This window comes from Amycolatopsis echigonensis, from assembly GCF_014174495.1.
In the GTDB taxonomy this organism is placed as follows: domain Bacteria; phylum Actinomycetota; class Actinomycetes; order Mycobacteriales; family Pseudonocardiaceae; genus Amycolatopsis; species Amycolatopsis echigonensis.
This window is the reverse complement of the sequence record NZ_JACJHR010000083.1, coordinates 1-18,391: the sequence shown is the minus strand read 5'-3', so window position 1 is coordinate 18,391 and position 18,391 is coordinate 1. Positions and strand designations below refer to the sequence as shown.

16 protein-coding genes and 1 pseudogene are annotated in these 18,391 nt (G+C 68.5%); 12 read left to right on the top strand and 5 right to left on the bottom strand.

What is annotated here, in order from left to right; all coding sequences use genetic code 11:
• Window positions 1-366 precede the first annotated feature (366 nt).
• From H5411_RS37665 to H5411_RS37615, 11 genes and pseudogenes are all read left to right on the top strand, one after another.
• Window positions 367-1,083 carry a TetR/AcrR family transcriptional regulator gene (locus H5411_RS37665; RefSeq protein WP_101438391.1) on the top strand — a complete coding sequence of 239 codons (717 nt, stop codon included), beginning with the start codon at window positions 367-369 and terminating at the stop codon, window positions 1,081-1,083.
• A gap of 190 nt (window positions 1,084-1,273) precedes the next feature.
• Complete coding sequence (locus H5411_RS37660; protein WP_101438392.1) at window positions 1,274-2,176, top strand: NADP-dependent oxidoreductase; 903 nt, start codon at window positions 1,274-1,276, stop codon at window positions 2,174-2,176.
• A 447-nt stretch (window positions 2,177-2,623) separates the two neighbouring features.
• Complete coding sequence (locus H5411_RS37655; RefSeq protein ID WP_220818023.1) at window positions 2,624-3,382, top strand: glycoside hydrolase family 75 protein; 759 nt, start codon at window positions 2,624-2,626, stop codon at window positions 3,380-3,382.
• Between the two features lie 434 nt (window positions 3,383-3,816).
• Window positions 3,817-5,700, top strand: coding sequence for a molecular chaperone DnaK (dnaK, locus tag H5411_RS37650; protein ID WP_101438394.1), 1,884 nt, complete (start codon window positions 3,817-3,819; stop codon window positions 5,698-5,700).
• 5 nt (window positions 5,701-5,705) lie between these two features.
• Window positions 5,706-6,191 carry a nucleotide exchange factor GrpE gene (locus H5411_RS37645; RefSeq protein ID WP_101438395.1) on the top strand — a complete coding sequence of 162 codons (486 nt, stop codon included), beginning with the start codon at window positions 5,706-5,708 and terminating at the stop codon, window positions 6,189-6,191.
• The gene (locus H5411_RS37640; RefSeq protein ID WP_183126531.1) at window positions 6,191-7,108 is read left to right on the top strand and encodes a DnaJ C-terminal domain-containing protein; all 918 of its coding nucleotides are present in this window, start codon (window positions 6,191-6,193) and stop codon (window positions 7,106-7,108) included. The genes H5411_RS37645 and H5411_RS37640 overlap by 1 nt, the downstream gene beginning before the upstream one ends.
• Window positions 7,105-7,416 (top strand): chaperone modulator CbpM, encoded by a 312-nt coding sequence (locus H5411_RS37635; protein ID WP_101438397.1) that lies wholly within the window; start codon window positions 7,105-7,107, stop codon window positions 7,414-7,416. The genes H5411_RS37640 and H5411_RS37635 overlap by 4 nt, the downstream gene beginning before the upstream one ends.
• A gap of 2 nt (window positions 7,417-7,418) precedes the next feature.
• Window positions 7,419-10,043, top strand: a pseudogene (gene clpB / locus H5411_RS37630) (ATP-dependent chaperone ClpB).
• A 28-nt stretch (window positions 10,044-10,071) separates the two neighbouring features.
• Window positions 10,072-11,259, top strand: coding sequence for a PucR family transcriptional regulator (locus H5411_RS37625; protein ID WP_101438398.1), 1,188 nt, complete (start codon window positions 10,072-10,074; stop codon window positions 11,257-11,259).
• Entirely contained in the window at window positions 11,252-11,596 is a 345-nt protein-coding gene (locus H5411_RS37620) for a hypothetical protein (protein ID WP_101438399.1), read from the top strand. The genes H5411_RS37625 and H5411_RS37620 overlap by 8 nt, the downstream gene beginning before the upstream one ends.
• Window positions 11,593-12,987, top strand: coding sequence for a glucose-6-phosphate dehydrogenase (locus tag H5411_RS37615; RefSeq protein ID WP_183126530.1), 1,395 nt, complete (start codon window positions 11,593-11,595; stop codon window positions 12,985-12,987). The genes H5411_RS37620 and H5411_RS37615 overlap by 4 nt, the downstream gene beginning before the upstream one ends.
• 3 nt (window positions 12,988-12,990) lie before the next feature.
• Here H5411_RS37615 and H5411_RS37610 read toward each other — a convergent pair whose 3' ends face one another.
• The 4 genes from H5411_RS37610 to H5411_RS37595 all read right to left on the bottom strand — a co-directional run bounded on the left by H5411_RS37610 (window position 12,991) and on the right by H5411_RS37595 (window position 17,227).
• Entirely contained in the window at window positions 12,991-13,968 is a 978-nt protein-coding gene (locus tag H5411_RS37610) for a cation diffusion facilitator family transporter (RefSeq protein ID WP_037360305.1), read from the bottom strand.
• Window positions 13,969-13,977: 9 nt separating this feature from the next.
• A complete protein-coding gene (locus H5411_RS37605; protein WP_101438401.1) occupies window positions 13,978-14,610 on the bottom strand; it encodes a DUF1345 domain-containing protein in 633 nt (210 codons plus the stop codon).
• A gap of 278 nt (window positions 14,611-14,888) precedes the next feature.
• Entirely contained in the window at window positions 14,889-15,758 is an 870-nt protein-coding gene (locus H5411_RS37600) for a class II glutamine amidotransferase (RefSeq protein WP_101438402.1), read from the bottom strand.
• Between the two features lie 89 nt (window positions 15,759-15,847).
• The gene (locus tag H5411_RS37595) at window positions 15,848-17,227 is read right to left on the bottom strand and encodes an MFS transporter (protein ID WP_101438403.1); all 1,380 of its coding nucleotides are present in this window, start codon (window positions 17,225-17,227) and stop codon (window positions 15,848-15,850) included.
• A gap of 91 nt (window positions 17,228-17,318) precedes the next feature.
• On the opposite strand from H5411_RS37595, the gene H5411_RS37590 reads away from it, so the two are divergent.
• Window positions 17,319-17,936, top strand: coding sequence for a TetR/AcrR family transcriptional regulator (locus tag H5411_RS37590; RefSeq protein WP_244194778.1), 618 nt, complete (start codon window positions 17,319-17,321; stop codon window positions 17,934-17,936).
• Between the two features lie 232 nt (window positions 17,937-18,168).
• On the opposite strand, the gene H5411_RS47170 is transcribed toward H5411_RS37590, so the two are convergent.
• The coding region (locus H5411_RS47170; protein WP_220818022.1) for a hypothetical protein at window positions 18,169-18,391 on the bottom strand (223 nt) is incomplete at its 5' end.

Sequence of the window (18,391 nt, the reverse complement as noted above, 5' to 3'; positions counted from 1 at the left end):
TTACGTTCGACATTGGCGAGTTCTGGTTCGCTCGAAGGCCGCCTCGGGTGTCTCGCGGTAGTCGAGCTGCGTCGTCGCGGCATCGGATCTCGCCGGGATGCTTGTCTGTCCGCGCCGCGCAGCTGAAGACGTTGTTCGGCGACAGTGGTGTGGTGTTGCCGTCGCTGGACTTCGGTGGCCAGCCGAGCGGTTCCCGGTTCGGTCAGGCGGTAGCGGCGCAGTCTGCTGTCCACGGCTTCCCCGCGATCACCTCCACCCAGCCCTCTGTAGGCGGTCCAGGGCGGAACCCTATACCGGTGGGCGGTATATGCAACAGGCCCGGGCGAACAGTGTTCGGTCAACGAACGGCCAGGATAAAGTGGGCTCGTGGACCCCAAGGAACGGCGTGCGGCACGGCATCAGCCGCCGAAACCCGGAACCAGCCCGAAACCCCGGCGGCGCACAGTGCCGATCACCGTCGAGCAGGTTGTCGACGCCGCGCTGGGGATCATCGCCGCCGAGGGGTATGAGGCGTTGTCCATGCGCCGCGTGGCCGACGCCCTCAACACTGGCCCCGCCTCGCTTTACGCGCACGTGGTCAACAAAACCGACCTCGACGAGCTGCTCATCGCGCGGTTGAGCGCGAAAATCGTCGTGCCGAAGCCGGAGGCGGCGAAATGGCGTGCGCAGATTCGCGAGGTGTGCGTCCAGTTGCGCGACCTGTATCTGGCCTACCCCGGGATCTCCGGCGCCGCGTTCGCGGTGGCGCCCACCGACCTCGACACCGCGCGGCTCACCGAGGGAATGCTGGCCATCCTGCGGAACGGCGGCGTCCCGGCCCAGGCCGCGGCTTGGGGCGTGGATTCGCTGCTGCTCTACGTGGCCGCCTACTGTCTCGAGACGTCGATCGTGCGTCGGCGGGTGGCGGAAAAGGATGCCGTCTGGGTGGTCGGCCGAGACGAGATGCGGCGGCGGCTCGCGTCGCTGCCCGCCGAGGAATTTCCGTACACCGCGAGTCATGCTGCCCAGCTGACGGCCGGGGAGGGCCATGACCGGTTCGACTTCACCCTCGAGGTGATGCTCGACGGTCTGGCCCGCCGATAAGCGATCCTCCGCTGCGGGTCAGCGTTCCTGTCGCCCGGTGCTCAGCCGAAATCCATCATTCCGCCCTGCCGGAGCGCTTCGCGCGTTGACAAGAACACTGTTCGTTGATAGAACGATGTTCGTTCAAGTTCTGGCGGGTCCCGATTTCCCGTGCCTGCCTCTTCGCCCCTCCCCGAGAAGGGAGCACCCAGTGAAATCGGTCCGGTTCAGCCGCTTCGGCGGGCCGGAAGTCCTCGAAATCGTCGACGTGCCGGATCCGCATCCGGGCCCCGGCGAGGTCCGGATCTCCGTGCGCGCCGCGGGAATCAACGCCAGCGACTGGAAGAAGCGCCAGGGCCTGATGGACCAGGAACTCCCGCAGACCATGGGGTACGAAGCGGCGGGCGTCGTGGACGAACTCGGCGAGGGCGTCACGGATGTCCTGCGCGGAGACCGCGTGTTCGGGTTCGCTGCTTCCGGTGGCGCACAAGCGGAATTGACCGTGCTGTCCTGCTACGCGCCCATCCCGCCGTCGCTCAGCTTCGCCGCAGCAGCCGCACTGCCCGCTGCGGCTGAGACCGCTGCGCGTGCGCTCGATCAGCTCGGTGTCGAAAGCGGCGCGACTCTGCTCATCAACGGTGCTTCCGGCAGCGTCGGCAGTGCTGCGGTTCAGCTCGCCGTGGCTCGCGGCACCCTGGTGATCGGCACGGGAAGCCTTGCCACCCATGACTTTCTGCGCTCGCTCGGTGCGGAACCTGTTGCGTACGGACCGGGGATGTCAGACCGCGTCCGTGCGCTCGCACCCGACGGTGTCGACCGGGCGCTGGACGTCGCCGGAAGCGGGATTCTGCCGGAGCTGATTCAGCTCGCGGGCGGCCCGGAGCACGTCCTCACCGTCGCCGATTTCGCCGGTGCCGAGCAGTACGGCGTGCGGTTCAGCCGCGGCGACGGCGGACACGCGTTGTACGTGCTAGCTCAACTCGGCGAGCTGATCGAAGTCGGGAAGTTCACCCTGCCAGTCGGACAGACCTTCCCGCTGGCCGACGTCGCGGAAGCGCACCGGGTCGGCGAATCGGGTCGCGTGCGCGGAAAGCTCGTCCTTCTGCCCGGTTGACGGCCCCGCGCTCCAGCGAGAGCACCGCCCATCCGCTGCTGCCGCTGCGGGTGATCCTCGATCGGGCCCGCGGCGCGGCGTACCTGCCCCCGGTGTGACCGGGACTGGGGTCCCTGCGGCCTTCCTCCCCTCCTATCCCGCGAACACGCTGCGAGGTAGCTCGCTACGGGCGTTCCTGTCGGTAGTCGATCTGGTCCTGGCGGGCACTGTGTTCTCCGGCTTGATCCTTATGTCGTGCCGAACCCTCCCGGAATCTGCCTGTTTTGTCCGAGTGTTCGTGGACATTCAGGCGGCTGTCGTTCCGGTCAGCGGGAGCCGCTTCGCGCAGACGCCCAGCGCCAGGGCGTCGTCGCCGATTTTCTCCGGTTCACCTCGTGACAGCGGCCGGTCACGGATGGTTCAATATGTTAGGAAGTTTTCCTAATGAAGGCTGGAGGTCGCCCGGTCATGTCATCCTCCCGTAGGCGTTTCGCGGTGGTCGGCGCCGCTCTGGCGCTCGCCGTGCCGCTCGCGGTCGATTCCGCGCACGCGGAAACCGCCGCCGCCACCGCCAAGTCCTATACGGCCGCGCAGGTGCTGGCCGGCGTGAAGAAGAACAGCACGGACGCGAACAAGGTCAACTCCAAACCGCACATCAACACCATGACGCGGGCCAAGGACGTCAACGTCTACCAGGTCGCCAAGGGCGTCTACGCCTACGGTTCCGGGCTGGCCGTCGACACCGACGGCAGCGACCCCGACCCCGATCCCGATCACCAGGGCACGACGACTTTCAAGGACAGCAACGGAAAATATCTCGGCGCGCACCACGTGCCGTTCTACGTCCTCGGCGATGACTGCTACGACAAGAAGAGCCCGTGCCCGCATTTCTTCTACAAGGAACACGGCATCAGCGGCCGGCAGTTCGCGTTAATGTTCTACAAGAGCAAGGTCATCGGCGCGATCTTCGGCGACACGCAGACGGCCAATGGTCAGGATACTTCGGACAACGACTCGCGCGAATTGGGCGAGGCGTCGGTGAAGGCGGCTTCGCTGCTCGGCATCAACAGCAGCGGCACTGACGGCGGCGTGGACAACGGCGTGACCGTGGTGATCTTCTCCGGCTCGGACTGGGTCGTGAACGGGACGAACTCCACTCTGAACGCCAACGCTCAGGGCATGGTCAACAAGGCGCTGGACAGTCTCGGCGCGAGCATGGGAATCTAGTTCCCGGAAAGTATTTATCTGACCAACGAATGCGGTCACTGCCGAAGCCGGCGGTGACCGCATTCGGCGTTTCCGGGGTTCGCCGGGGGCGGCCAGCTCGCCGGGGCATCGCGCAATTTCCGCACCGACAGGCGCGGCAGAGAGATCGTCGCTCGGCCTGCTCCGGCTTGGCGCAGGCAGCGCGGCCGGAGCCGAAGACGACGCCGCCGGCCTCGGCTGACGCACCCGCCGCGAGCAATTCGATCACCCCTCGATTGTGTCGCACAACAATATTCTTTGGCGCCTCCCACAATCGCCCGGCAAGCGGGCAGGAAAACGCATGTCTGGAGATTATTCCGGTTTGACGGCCCTTTCCCGCTCCAGTACACCAGACCTCGAACTCGTCCGGTCCGGAGGTTTTCGGGCCGGGAATAGCCCGAGAAAGGAACGGCGTCGTGGCCAAAGCGGTGGGCATCGACCTGGGGACGACCAACTCGGTCATCGCGGTGCTGGAGGGCGGCCAGCCCGAGGTGATCGCCAATGCGGACGGCGCGCGGACGACCCCGTCGGTGGTCGCCTACACCGATTCCGGCGAGCGGCTGGTCGGGCAGCTCGCGCGGCGGCAGGCGATCATGAATCCGAAGGGCACGATCTCGTCGGCGAAGCGGTTCATCGGCCGCCGGTTCGACGAGGTGGCCAGCGAGATCGACGCGGTTTCCTACGACGTCGTGCCGGGGCCGGACGACGCGGTGCGGTTCGACGTGCACGGCAAGAAATACGCGCCGGAGGAGGTTTCGGCGCTGGTGCTGCGCAAGCTGGTGGACGACGCGTCGAAGTTCCTGGGGGAGAAGGTCACCGAGGCCGTCATCACGGTTCCGGCCTACTTCAACGACGCGCAGCGGCAGGCGACGAAGGACGCGGGCCGCATCGCCGGGCTCGAGGTGCTGCGGATCATCAACGAGCCGACCGCGGCGGCGCTGGCTTACGGGCTGGACAAGAAGCAGCACGAGACAGTGCTGGTGTTCGACCTCGGCGGCGGCACGTTCGACGTCAGCGTGCTAGACATCGGCGACGGCGTGGTCGAGGTCCGGTCCACCGCAGGCGACACGCATCTGGGCGGCGACGACTTCGACCGCCGGGTCGTCGACCATCTCGCGGACCAGTTCGAGCGCGAGAACGGCATCGACCTGCGCGCGGATCCGCAGGCGCTGCAGCGGTTGTTCGAGGCCGGGTCCAAGGCGAAGGAAGAGCTGTCCTCGGTCGCCCAGACCACGATCAACCTGCCCTTCATCACCGCGGACGCGTCCGGGCCGAAACACCTGAACACGACGCTGATGCGGTCGACGTTCGACCAGATCACCGCGGACCTCGTCGAGCGCTGCAAGGTGCCGGTGGAGCGCGCGCTGGCCGACGCGAAGCTGACCGCGAACGACATCGACGAGGTCATCCTGGTCGGCGGTTCGACGCGGATCCCGGCGGTGCAGGCGCTGGTGCGGCGGATGACCGGCGGCAAAGACCCGAACATGACGGTCAACCCGGACGAGGTCGTCGCCCTCGGCGCGGCGATCCAGGCGGCCATCATCAAGGGCGAGGCCAAGGACGTCCTCCTGCTGGACGTCACCCCGCTTTCGCTCGGCATCGAGACGATGGGCGGCGTGATGACCAAGGTCATCGAGCGCAACACCACGATCCCGGCCCGGCGCAAGGAAACCTTCTCCACCGCGGAGGACAACCAGGCCGCGGCGGACATCGTCGTGCTGCAGGGCGAGCGCGAGAAGGCCGCGGACAACCGGGTGCTCGGCCGGTTCCGGCTGGAGAACATCCCGCCGGCCCCGCGCGGGGTGCCGCAGATCGAGGTCACCTACGACATCGACGCCAACGGCATTCTCAACGTCTCGGCCAAGGACACCAATTCCGGCCGGGAGCAGACCATCACCATCTCCGAAAGCTCCAATCTGGACTCCGCGGAGGTGGACCGCATGGTCGCCGACGCCGAGGCGCACCGGGCCGAGGACGCCAAGCTGCGCGAGATCGTCGACGCGCGCAACACTCTGGACAGCGCCGTCTACCAGGTGGAGAAAAGCATCGCCGAACTCGGCGACGCGGTGCCGGTCAACGAAAAAGCCCGCGCGGAGAACCTCGCCGTGGATGCCCGCGACCTCCTCAAGCAGGACGAGCCGAGCCTGGAGAAGCTGCGTTCGACGACCTCGGAACTGCAGCAGCTGTTCCACGGTCTGTCCGCGGTCGCGTCCGCCGCCGGCGACTCGCCGGGCGCGCGTCCGGCGGGGAACGACGACGACGGTGACGACGTCGTCGACGCCGAATTCACCACCTCCTGACCGCCATGGAGAACACGCAGGAGACGGAACCGGAAGACATCCCCGACGTGGCCTGGCTCCAGTCCCGGGTCGCCGAGCTGGAGAACAACTGGCGCACCGCGATGGCCGATCTGGACAACCTCCGCAAGCGCACCGTGCGCGACACCTTGCAGGTGCGGCACCAGGAACGCAAACGAGCGGCCAAGGAACTGCTGACCGTGCTCGACAATCTGGACCTGGCCATCGGGCACGCCGAGGCGGACCCCAAAGCCGTCGTCTCCGGGGTCGAAGCGGTGCGCGCGCAGGCGGACCAGGCGATGGCCAACCTCGGTTTCCCCCGGCACCGGGACGACCACGGGGCCCCGTTCGATCCGCAGCTGCACGAAGCGGTGTCGGTCGTTCCGGCGGCCGGCGTCGAGCCGGGCACGGTGGTCGAGGTCGTGCGCCCGGGGTACGGCGATGCCGAGAACCAGCTGCGGCCCGCGGCGGTCGTGGTCGCGAAGGCGGATTGATGAGCGACAGCGAGGACTTTTACCAGCTGCTCGGCGTCTCCCGGACGGCGAGCCAGGACGAGATCCAGAAGGCGTATCGCAAACTCGCCCGCAAGTACCACCCGGACGTGAACAAGGATCCGGGGGCGGAGGAGAAGTTCAAAGCCGTCTCCGAGGCATACGACGTGCTGTCCGAACCGGAGAAGCGCAAGCGCTACGACGCGTTCGGCAAGGACTTCCGGCAGGTTCCGCCGGACATGGACCCGGAGACCTACGCCCGGGCCAAGGCGGGCTCCGGAGGATTCTCCGGCTTCCGGAGCGCGGAAGGGGTCGACTTCGAGGACCTCTTCGGCGGCATGTTCGGCGGCGGATTCGGCCGTCAGCGCGGCCCGATTCCGGGTGCCGATCAGGAAGCCGGGATCGAGATCAGCCTGAGCGAGGCCTACCACGGCGGACGGCGTTCGTTCACCCTCGACGGTCCGGAAGGTTCGCGCACGGTGGACGTGCACATCCCCGCCGGAGTGAGCAACGGCAAACGCATCCGGCTGGCCGGGCAAGGCGGTTACGGCAGCGGCGAAGGCGCGCCGCGCGGCGACCTGTACCTGGTGGTGCATCTGGTGCCGGACAAGCGTTATCAGGTCGACGGCCGGGACGTCACGGTGGATCTTCCGTTGCTGCCCTCGGAAGCGGCGCTGGGCGCGACCGTCGCGATGGATCTCCCCGGCGGCGGCGAGGCGAAGCTGAAGATCGCGCCGGGAACGTCGAGCGGGCGGAAGCTGCGGCTGCGCGGGCGAGGCATTCCGAACACCCGGGGAAAGCCCGGCGATCTGTACGCCGCGGTCAAGATCGTCGTCCCCAAGGAACTCACCGACGAGCAGCGCAAGCTCTACGAGGAACTGGCCGCGGCGACCGACCACAACCCGAGGAGGCCGGGATGACCTACGCGCTCGTGCGCCGCCGCCCCGCCGCGGCGCATCTGGACCTGCCGACGTTCGCGCACGCGACCGGCCTGCACCCGGACCTGGTCCGCCGGTTCACCGTGCTGGGCCTGCTGGAACCGGTCGAGGACGCGCGCGGCGACTGGTGGTATCCGGTGGCGCAGGTGGCCGCGGCGGCCCGGATCCAGCGGCTGCGCGCCGGGTTCTCGCTGAACTACGCCGCGGTCGGCCTGGTCGCCGACCTGCTCGACCGCATCGCGGAACTCGAAGCGGACCTCCGTACCCGATCCCGACGCAGCGGAGACTGACCATGGATCCCAACCGGCTCACCCAGAAATCCCAGGAAGCACTGCACGACGCGCAGACCGCCGCGCTGCGGTACGGCCAGCCGGAGGTCGACGGCGAGCACCTGCTGCTCGCGTTGCTCGACCAGCCCGACGGGCTCGCGTCCCGGCTGCTGGACGAGGCGGGCGCGGACCCGGCCCGCCTCCGGCAGGACCTGGAAGCGGAACTCGCCCGGCGTCCCAAGGTGAGCGGACCCGGGGTCGCGCCCGGCGAAACCCGGGTGACCGCCCGCCTGGCCCGGGTGCTCGACGCGGCCGATCGCGAAGCGGGCCGGCTCAAAGACGATTACGTGTCCGTCGAGCACCTCGTCGCGGCGCTGCTGGAGGAAGGCAGCTCCAGCGCGGCGGGACGGCTTTTGCGAGCGCAGGGGCTGACGCGGGACAAGTTCCTGGAGGTGCTGCGGAAGGTGCGGGGGAATCAGCGGGTGACGTCGGCGACGCCGGAATCGGCTTACGAGGCTTTGGAAAAGTACGGTCGCGATCTCGTCGCGGACGCGGCGGCGGGGAAGCTGGACCCGGTCATCGGGCGCGACGCGGAGATCCGCCGGGTGATCCAGATCCTTTCGCGCAAAACGAAGAACAACCCGGTGCTGACCGGCGATCCGGGCGTGGGCAAGACCGCGATCGTCGAGGGGCTCGCGCAGCGCATCGACCGCGGCGACGTGCCGGAAGGGCTCAAAGGCAAGACGGTGTTCTCGCTCGACCTCGGCGCGCTGGTGGCGGGCGCGAAGTACCGGGGCGAGTTCGAGGAGCGGTTGAAGGCCGTGCTCACCGAGGTGACCGCGGCCGAGGGCCGGATCCTGCTGTTCGTCGACGAACTGCACACCGTCGTGGGCGCGGGCGCGACCGAGGGCGCGATGGATGCCGGCAACATGCTCAAACCCATGCTCGCACGCGGCGAATTGCACATGATCGGCGCGACGACGGCGGACGAGTACCGCAAGTACATCGAGAAGGACGCCGCGCTGGAGCGCCGGTTCCAGCCGGTCCTGGTGGACGAGCCGTCGGTCGAGGACGCGATCTCGATCCTGCGCGGGCTGCGCGAGCGGCTCGAGGTGTTCCACGGTGTGAAGATCCAGGACAGCGCGCTGGTCGCGGCGGTGGTGCTGAGCCATCGCTACATTTCGGACCGGTTCCTGCCGGACAAGGCGATCGACCTGGTGGACGAGGCGTGCGCGATGCTGCGCACGGAGATCGATTCGATGCCCGCCGAACTGGACGAGCTGAGCCGGCGGCTGACCCGCACCGAGATCGAGGAAGCCGCGCTGGCGAAGGAAACCGACGCGGCGAGCAAGTCCCGGCTGGAGGAGCTGCGCCGGGAGCTGGTCGATCTGCGGGCCGAGGCCGGCGGGATGCGGACCCAATGGGAGGCCGAACGGTCCGCGCTGCACAAGGTGCAGGCGCTGCGGGAGGAGATCGAGCAGGTCAGCCGGGACGCCGACGCGGCCGAGCGGGCCTACGACCTGAACAAGGCCGCCGAACTGCGCCACGGCAAGCTCCCCGAGCTGGAGCGCCGGCTGGAGGGCGAGGAGGAACTGCTCGCGACGCGGCAGGCGGGCACCCGGTTGCCGCGCGAGGTCGTGACCGAGGAGGAGATCGCGGCGGTCGTGTCGCGCTGGACCGGGATCCCGGTCAGCCGGCTGCAGGAGGGCGAGCGGGAGAAGCTGCTGCGCCTGGACGAATTGCTGCACGAGCGGGTGATCGGGCAGGACGAGGCGGTGCGGCTGGTCGCGGACGCGATCATCCGGGCGCGGTCGCGGATCAAGGACCCGCGCCGGCCGATCGGGTCGTTCCTGTTCCTGGGCCCGACCGGGGTCGGCAAGACCGAGCTGGCGAAGGCGCTGGCGGCGGATTTGTTCGACACCGAGGACAACATCGTCCGGATAGACATGAGCGAGTACTAGGAGCGGCACACGGTGTCGCGGCTGGTCGGCGCGCCGCCCGGGTATGTCGGCTACGACGAGGGCGGGCAACTGACCGAAGCCGTGCGGCGGAAGCCGTATTCGGTGGTGCTGTTCGACGAGATCGAGAAGGCGCACGCAGACGTGTTCAACACGCTGCTGCAGGTGCTCGACGACGGGCGGCTGACCGATGCGCAGGGCCGCACGGTCGATTTCCGCAACACGGTGATCATCATGACGTCCAACATCGGTGCGCACTTCCTGATCGAGGGGGTGAACGACGAGGGCGAGATCACCGAGTCCGCGCGCGAGGAGGTGATGGCGGCGCTGCGCGGGCATTTCCGGCCGGAGTTCCTCAACCGCATCGACGACATCGTGCTGTTCAAACCGTTGACGCTGCCGGAGATCGAACGGGTCGTCGAGCTGATGCTGGGCGAGCTGCGCAAGCGGCTGGCCGAGCAGAACATGACCCTGGAAGTGTCCGACAAAGCGCTGCGGTTCATCGCGGAACAGGGCTTCGACCCGGTGTACGGCGCGCGGCCGCTGCGGCGGTTCCTCGCCCGCGAGGTCGAGACCCGGATCGGGCGCGCGCTGCTCGGCGGCGAAGCGCACGACAACACGGTCGTCGAGGTCGGCTTGGACGACGGCGTGCTCACCGTGACCTGCCGGGACCGCGAGGCGGCGGCATGAGCCGCGGCGCGGCCTCGCGGGCGGCCCGATGACCAGTGGCGGGATCGCCGAACTCGTCGGCTGGGTCCGTCCGCGGCTGCCGCGGCTGATCGACGGCATCTGCGCGGCGGCGGGCGAGCGGATCGACCTCTACCGGGACGAGACGATCGTGCCGCGCGCCGACCTGCACCGTTCGATCGCGGTCAACATCCGGTTCCTGGTCGACGCGCTCGACGGGCGCGAAGACCCGGACCAGGGCGCGCCGCAGGAGACCGGCAGCCGGCGCGCACACCAGGGCGCGCCGCTGCCGGAAGTGCTGCAGGTGTACCGGATCGGCTGCGCGATGCTGTGGGATCTGCTGGCCGCGCACGCGCGGGAGATCGGCCGCACCGAGGCGCTGGTCGACGCGGCGAGTCTGCTTTGGCAGGTCACCGACGAGCACGCGGTCCGCGTGACCGAGGCGTACCGGGCGGCGAGCGCGGAGCTTCTCGCCGCGCAGCAACGCCGTCGCTCGGCGCTGGCCGAGGCACTGTTCACCGGCCAGCGGCTCTCCGGAGCCGGGCCGTGGGAGGCCGGACGGCTGCTCGGGCTGCCTCCCGACGGGAGACTCGCCGTCGTCGCGGCCGAGACCCGCGGGCTGGCCGAGGAGAGCCTGGTCGGCGTCGAACGGCGGCTCGGACAGCTCGGCATGGTGTCGGCGTGGCAGCTCACCCCAGCGCTGCAAGCCGGTCTGGTGTCGGTGCGCGACGAGCAATACCCCGCCCTGCTCACCGTGCTCGGCGAGGTGGCGTCGACCCGCACCGGGGTCAGCCCGCTGTACCCGTCGCTGGCCGACACCCCGCGTGCGCTTCACCTGGCGCGGACCGCGCTGGCCGGGATTCCGCCGGAACGCGTCGAGGTCCGCGCGTTCGATCCCAGCCCGCTGGCCGCGCTCGTCGCCAACGACCCCGACGAAGGCCAGCGGCTCGGCGACCACGTCTTCGGGCCGGTGCTGGATCTGCCCGCCGACGAACGCGACCTGCTCCTGAAAACCCTCCACACGTACTTCGCCGACGGCGGCTCCACCGAACGCGCCGGACAGACCCTGCACTGCCACGCCAACACCGTCCGCTACCGGCTGCGGCGGATCCGCGAACTCACCGACCGGACGCTCACCGATCCTCGCGATGTGGCCGAGCTCGTCGCCGCGATGCACGCGCTGCGCATCGACACTCTCAAAGGGATGGACCATGACTGACACACCCCAGATCACCGCGAAAACCCTCGGCACTCCGAGCGGCGGGCTTTTCGACAACCCGTGGCCGCCGGACTTCCCGGCCGCCGGACAGCGCGTCGCGATCTTCGCCTACGAGGTGACCCGGGTCGACGGCACCGACCAGGACGACATCCGCACGTACCACGTCGGTCCCGCCGAAACCGCCGCACGCGGCCCGATCGGATCGAGCCGCGACGAGCCGCAGGGCATCACCGTGGCCTGGCGCGGCTGCGGCACCGGAACGGTCACCTCGGTGTCCGCGCCGCTGGGCCGCGAACGCACCTGCGAGGTCGCCCCGGACGAGACGGATCTTCTATGACCGCGGGGTGGAATGCCGGAGCCCTGGTGATTTTCGGGATCACCGGCGATCTCGCGGCGAAAATGACCCTTCCCGCGCTCTACTGGCTGGAGCAGCGCGGCGAATTGCGCTGTCCCGTCATCGGCGCCGCCACCGCGCGCCTGTCGCGGGCGGAGTTCACCGAATTGGCCCGCCGGTCGCTCGAGAAGGCCGTCAACGACTTCGACCCGGCGGTGTTCGCCCGGCTGGCTCTGCGGTTGTCCTACCTGAGCGGGGGCGCCACTGATCCGGAGCTGTACGAGGGACTCGGCGAACGTCTGGCCGCCACCGGCCGCCCTCTCTACTACTTGGCGTTGCCGCCGTCGCTGTTCGCCCCCGTCGTCGAGCGGCTGGCCGCCGCGGGCCTGCTGGCCGACGCCCGCGTAGCGCTGGAGAAGCCCTTCGGCACCGACCTGGCTTCCGCGCAGGAACTACGCCGTCGCCTGGACGCAGTCCTGGACGAGCGGCAGCTGTTGCTGGTCGACCACTTCCTCGGCAAGGAACCGGTCACCGAGATCGAATACCTGCGGTTCGCCAACCACGTGCTCGCCCGACTGTGGGACCGCGACAGCGTGGCCGCCATCCAGATCACGATGGCGGAGAAACTGGACGTGGCCGGGCGCGGACGGTTCTACGATCAGGTCGGGGCGCTGCGCGACGTCGTGCAAAACCATCTGCTGCAACTGCTGGCGCTGGTGGCGATGGACGCGCCGGTCGGGTCGAGCGTGGCGGATCTGCGCGCGAAGAAACTCGAAGTGTTCCGGGCGATCCCGGCCGTCGAGCCGGGCGACTGCGTGCGGGGCCAATACGAGGGCTACCAGGGCGTGCCCGGGGTGGCCGCCGGGTCGGACACCGAAACGTACGTCGCGCTGAAACTGGCGATCGACGACTGGCGCTGGGCCGGGGTGCCGATCTTCCTGCGCGCGGGCAAATGCCTTCCCGCGAGCGCCACCGAGGTCCGGCTGATCTTCGAAGACACGCCGCGGCTGCGCTTCCTGCCCGACGCCGCGCGGGTCGAGGCCAACCAGCTGGTGCTGCGTATCTCTCCAGACCCGGCGTTCCGGCTCCGGCTGTCCGGATTGGACAGTGCGGAGCAATGGCGGCCGGTGCGCCTGGACACCACCTTCGAACGGGACCTGGGCACCCCGCGCTCGCCCTACGAACGCCTGCTCGCCGACGCCCTGTCCGGCGACGACCGGCTGTTCGCCTGGCAGGACGCGGTGGAGGAGAGCTGGCGGATCCTGCGGCCGGCACTGGCTTATCCGCGTCCGGCCCGGTCGTACGCACCGGGAACGTGGGGGCCTTCCGCCGCGGACGAGCTGGTGGACGGATACCCGGCCTGGCAACCGCCCTGGCTGCCTTCGCCGGCGTGAACCTCACTCGACATACCACTCGGGGAGCGGAGCGGGCCGCAGGTCGGTCGGATCGCCGGGACGCGCCAGCGTCAGCACCGCCCGCTGGATTTCCGGGCGGTCGTTGAGCGCGTCCTGCACCTCGTTCAGCCGGGCCGCCACCGCGGATTCGGGTGCGTCGCCCGTCAGGTCGACCGCGGCGACCAGGAAAATCTTGTCCGCGCCCACCCATTCCATGTGCAGGAAACTGACCCGCTCGACCGCGTCGTGCTCCAGCAGGATCCGCAACGCGCGATTGCGGGCCAATGGAGTGACCTTCTCCCCGGTGAGGAAGTCCATGTTGCGCATGATGAGGAAAATCGCGACCGCTCCGAGCAGGATTCCCACCAGGATAGAGCCGAGCGCGTCCCAGCGAGCGTCGCCGGTCAGCTGGTGGGCCAGAATGCTCGACCCGGCGATGAGCAGTCCGATGAGCGCCGAAAGGTCCTCGGCGAACACCGCCCGCAGCACCGGGTTGGACGTGACGCGCACGTACCGCAGGGGCCGGAGCTTGCGGGTCAGCGCGCCGCGCCGGGTCTGGCGCAGCGCCTGGGCGAACGAGGTTCCCTCGAGTACGAAGGAGATTCCCAGCACCGCGTAAGCCCAGGCGTACGAGGACGTTTCCTCCGGCGCGCGCAGCGACTGGATCCCGTGCCAGACCGAGACCGCCGCGCCGACGGTGAAAAGGCCGAACGCGGCGAACATCGACCACACGTACCCGCCCCGGCCGTAGCCGAGCGGATGGGTCTCGTCCGGGCTCTTGCCCGCCTTGCGTTCGCCGACGAGCAGGAACACCTCGTTGCCGGTGTCCGCCCAGGAATGCGCCGCCTCGGCCAGCATCGCCGCCGAACCGGTGACCGCCGCCACCGCGGTTTTCGCCGCCGCGATCAGCACATTGGAACTCAACGCGACGAGAACGGTCGTCAGGCTCTCGCCCGCCTGGCTGGGCCGCGATGCGGTCATGCTCGGTCCTTAGTGGGTGACGATTCCGGCGACAAGATTGATCGTGGCGGCCAGGATCACCGTGCCGAACACGTACGACAGCAGCGTGTGCCGCAGCACGACGGCGCGGATCGTCGAACTGGACACGCTGGTGTCGGACACCTGGTAAGTCATGCCGAGGTTGTAGCTGAAGTAGAAGAAATCGCGATACGCGGGCGGATTGCCGGAATTGAAGTCGATCCCGGCGGACGATTCCGCGTAGTACAGGTCCGCGTAACGCGTCGCGTACATGAGATGCAAAGCCGCCCACACGGAAAACACGCCGCCGAGCGCGACGGCCGCGGTCGCGGGTCCGGCCGACTGTCCGGAGACCAGCAACACCACGATGCCGGCCAATCCGCACAGCGCGGCGGTGACCACGATCATTTCTTCAACCGCCGGACGAAGGTCCTCGCGACGCGCGTATCGGCGGGTCCGGTCTGCCGCCATGGGCCACAACGCGAGCCAGCCGGAGACGACGAACACGGCCGCGGCCGCGGCGATCCCGGCCAGTACCCCCAGCGCCGGGCCAGCGGCGAACCCGACTGCGGTCCCGACCGCGACTCCTGCCGCTGCCGTGCTCCAGAGCCGCCGGGCTACGGATTCCAGAAAACTGAACTGCATCGCGCTATGCCGCCGACAACTGAGACGTTCGATCGCTTTTATTGCGTGCGTCGAGCTGTTCCGTTCTGGGGGTCATGACGGATACCGTACCGTTTCGGTTGATCCGGGGACATGCGAAGGTATTGTTGCGCGAGACAAGGAAAATTGTGCGCCGCCACCAGAGCGCGGCTCTCGCTCGCAGGCACCGGCAGTACTACCCGGAGATCGTCGCCGCCGACGAGGCACTGCAGACCCGCCGTTAGCTGGCATCGTGGACTCGGTTTCTCCTCGCTTCCGGATCACTGGGCTTGCTGAGACGCGGCGGCGTGCGCACCGAGGTCGTCGAGAGTGAGCGCATGCCGCGGCGGCTGTTCGAGCACGATCCGGCGGGTGGCGGTCAAATCCGCGCCCACGTGCAGCAGTTCACCGGGCCGGAGGTTCTGCCAGCCAGGGTCTTCGTCCATGCGTTCGCTGGCGACGACGACGGACCGGTGCCGGGCGAGACCGCTGGACCGGGCCCGGATCCGGCCCGCCGCGCTCGCGTGTTCCAGGTGCCGGTCGCCGTGCGGGCCGCCGGCACCGCGCTGGAGGACGTAAAGATCGTGGGTGTCGGGGTAGCGCAGGGCCCAGAGCTCGTCCGCGGTGGTGAGGACGAGGTTGATCGCGAACACCGGCAGGTTCGCCGCGGCCCAGCGCGCGGCGGCGGTGATCCCAGCGCTCACGTCGCCGTGGTGGGCGTCGATTTCCTGGGTGACGAGGGCGAAGAACCGTTCGGAGTCGGTGTCGCCCTGGACGAGGTCACGGTACTCGCCGAGCCGGTCTTCCAGGCGGGGCAGATCGCCGAGGACGCCGTTGTGGGCGAACAGCCGGCCGTGCTGGAGGAAGGGATGGGTGTTGGCCGGGTCGAGGCCGCCGGTCGAGGCGTAGCGGATGTGTGCGAGAAAGGTCGTCGACGCGCATTCCTTGGCCTCGCAAGCGAACTTTTTGTCCGCATACGCGGCCAAGGGCTGTTTCCAGACCTCCGGCGAGCCTGCCGCGTCGAAAACGCCGAGTCCAGTCCCGTCCGGTTCCCGCCTGCTCTGGGCAGCGAGGCTGTCGGGCGCTTCGAGCAGCCAGAACCTGGCGTGCACGCGCCGCGGGGCAGCGGACAGACCAAACAGACGGCACATGCCGACCCCCTTCCCGTCACGGTTCCTGGTTACCCGCGGGAACCGTCCTAAACCTCGCTGGCACAGTGGCCCAGGAACCACGCGCACAGTCAGCGGCGGATGTACCGGGCGGCGAGGACGATGACGGCCAGGAAGCACACGACGCCGACGACAAGGTCAATGTGCAGACCGGCGGACGAACCGGCGGTGCTCAGCACCGCGCCTAGCACAGCGACCCCGACGGCGAGACCCATCTGGCGGAACGTGTTGAGCACCCCCGAGGCCAGCCCGGCGAACTGACCGTCCACTTCGGCCAGCGCGGCTCCGTTGATGCTGGGTGCGAGGATCCCGGCGCCGAGACCGGTGAAGGCGAAGCCGATCGTCAGCGCGGGCCAAGTCGAAGGGGTTGAAGCGGCAAGGCAGGCAAGGGTGCCGAGAGTCGCTACGGCGGAGCCGTTGATGAGCAGCCAGCGCATCCCGCGTGCTTTCCACAGCCGGTTGAGGAAAGAAGTTCCGATAGTCAGCAGGATGGCGAAGGGCAACAGAAAGAAACCAGCCTGCACCGGCGAGTATCCCCACGCCTCTTCGACGAAAATAGCGACAATGAACTGCAGTCCGAAGGTGCCGAACTGAAATGCGAAGCCGGACACTACTGCGGCCGTGAACGCGGGCCGGCGAAACATGCCGAACGGCAGCATCGGAGACGCGACTTTGTTCTCGACGTAGGCGAACAAGGCGAGCATGAGAAGACCGGCTGCGCCGAGTGCGAGAGTGACCGGGTCTCCCCAGCCCAAGGCACCGCCTTCGATCAGCGCGGCAACGACGAGGCCGAGGCCCGCGATCGCGCACACCTGGCCGAGCAAGTCATACGAGGCCGCGTCGCGGCGCTCGGTTTCCTTGGCGTATCGGAACGAAAGCCACAACGCGAGGAGGCCGACTGGCAGGTTGACCAGGAAGATCGCGCGCCACCCGAGCGATTGGGTGAGCCATCCGCCGCCGATCGGCCCGAGCACGAGGGCGATGCCGCCGGTCGCACCCCACGCGGTGATCGCCTTGGCGCGTTCGGCCAGGTCGGGATAGCTGCGGGCGATGATCGCCAGCGTAGTCGGCAGCACCCCGGCCGCGCTGATTCCCTGCAGCGCCCGGCACACGATCAACATCCCGACATTCACGCTGAGGGCGCAGGCGAGCGACATCAGCACGAATCCAGTCAACGCCACCATGAATACGCGACGCGAACCGGCACGGTCGGCGAGCACGCCCGAGGACAGCAACAGGCAGGCCAAAGGGATCGTATAGATGTTCACGAGCCACTGAAGGGTGGCCAGCGATCCGTGGATGTCGTGCTGAATGGACGGCAGCGCGATGTTCAGGGCGCTGCCGTCCAGCAACACCATGAAGTAGCCCAGGCACGCCGAAAACAGTGCGAACGCGGCCCCTCGCGCGTGCTTCGGCGCTGCGGCGGCTTGCGCCTGCTCGACCGTTCCCATTGCTGATCCCTCCCCCGACCGCCCGTACCTCTAAGTACAATGTACTTAGAGGTACACTGTATCCGCAAGTGCAAAGTGGTAGTGTGCTGGCGTGGATGCGAAGACCGGCCCGGGCGTTGACGCTGCGAAAGGCAAGCGGCGGAACAAGGGGGAGCTGCTGGTTCAAAGCATGCAAGAGCTGCTCTGGGAGCGCGGCTACGCCGGCGCCACCCCGGCCGAGGTGCAACGCCGCGCGGGTGCCGGGCAGGGCAGTATGTACCACTTTTTCCGGGGCAAGGCCGAGCTCGCGCGTGCGGCCGAACTCGGAATGGGCGAGGACCTCAAGCGCGAGGTGGAGCAACGCTTCGCCGGACGGCAGGGCTTGCTCGAGAGGATCGAGGCGTACCTGGCTCCGGACGGCGTCGTGACGCGGGGGTGCCGACTGGGCAGGCTGGTCCAGGAGGAAGAGGTCGCGAGAAGCCCGGAACTCATGGCCCCGATCGCCGAAACGTACGGCTGGATTCAGGGGCGGCTGGAAGAGGTGCTAGCCGAAGGCGTCGAACGGGGCGAGCTGCGCCCGGACGTCGACGTCCAAGCGCTCGCGGTGACTATTCTGGCCATTCGCCAGGGCGCGTACGCATTGGCCCGCCTGGCCGACAGCGACGAGCCGTTTCGGCAATCGGTCAAGGCTGTTTCTCAGCTCCTGGAAACGGCTCGCCCTGCAGTCTGAAATTCGCCGAGTGTGCCTGAAGGGCCCCGGAGCCGCCTTCTCGACCTCGCGGTCAACCATCTCCGGTATCCGTCGTTCCGTTTGGTCGCGCGCATCGGGTTGCGGCGTGCGGAGATCGGGTCTCGATCTCGAACCAGATCACGCAGCCGGTCTGGGAGACCGGAGAGCTAGCCGAGGATGGACTCGGTGAACGCGGTAGCGATCGATCAGAACACGGCGTTTGTGCTGACATTCAGCCGCACGTGCCGCGGACCGCGCACGCCGCGGGTAGCGGTGGAAAGAGCACGATCTCGCCTTCGCCCAATGGGACGGCTCGCCACTGCACCCGGCGCACGTCACGGACGTCTTCTACGACCTGTCCCGACAGCCCGGGCTGCCGCCGATCCGACTGCACGACCTGCGCCGCGACTCCCGCGCTCGCGGCCGGTGTCGAGATGAAGGTCGTGCAACGCATA

Bases quoted from the DNA above. Each gene is read 5' to 3' on its own strand.
- H5411_RS37655 (WP_220818023.1), top strand. From the start codon at position 2,624: ATGTCATCCTCCCGTAGGCGTTTCGCGGTGGTCGGCGCCGCTCTGGCG.
- H5411_RS37645 (WP_101438395.1), top strand. From the start codon at position 5,706: ATGGAGAACACGCAGGAGACGGAACCGGAAGACATCCCCGACGTGGCC.
- H5411_RS37640 (WP_183126531.1), top strand. From the start codon at position 6,191: ATGAGCGACAGCGAGGACTTTTACCAGCTGCTCGGCGTCTCCCGGACG.
- H5411_RS37635 (WP_101438397.1), top strand. From the start codon at position 7,105: ATGACCTACGCGCTCGTGCGCCGCCGCCCCGCCGCGGCGCATCTGGAC.
- H5411_RS37625 (WP_101438398.1), top strand. From the start codon at position 10,072: ATGACCAGTGGCGGGATCGCCGAACTCGTCGGCTGGGTCCGTCCGCGG.
- H5411_RS37620 (WP_101438399.1), top strand. From the start codon at position 11,252: ATGACTGACACACCCCAGATCACCGCGAAAACCCTCGGCACTCCGAGC.
- H5411_RS37615 (WP_183126530.1), top strand. From the start codon at position 11,593: ATGACCGCGGGGTGGAATGCCGGAGCCCTGGTGATTTTCGGGATCACC.
- H5411_RS37610 (WP_037360305.1), bottom strand. From the start codon at position 13,968: ATGACCGCATCGCGGCCCAGCCAGGCGGGCGAGAGCCTGACGACCGTT.
- H5411_RS37605 (WP_101438401.1), bottom strand. From the start codon at position 14,610: ATGCAGTTCAGTTTTCTGGAATCCGTAGCCCGGCGGCTCTGGAGCACG.
- H5411_RS37600 (WP_101438402.1), bottom strand. From the start codon at position 15,758: ATGTGCCGTCTGTTTGGTCTGTCCGCTGCCCCGCGGCGCGTGCACGCC.
- H5411_RS37595 (WP_101438403.1), bottom strand. From the start codon at position 17,227: ATGGGAACGGTCGAGCAGGCGCAAGCCGCCGCAGCGCCGAAGCACGCG.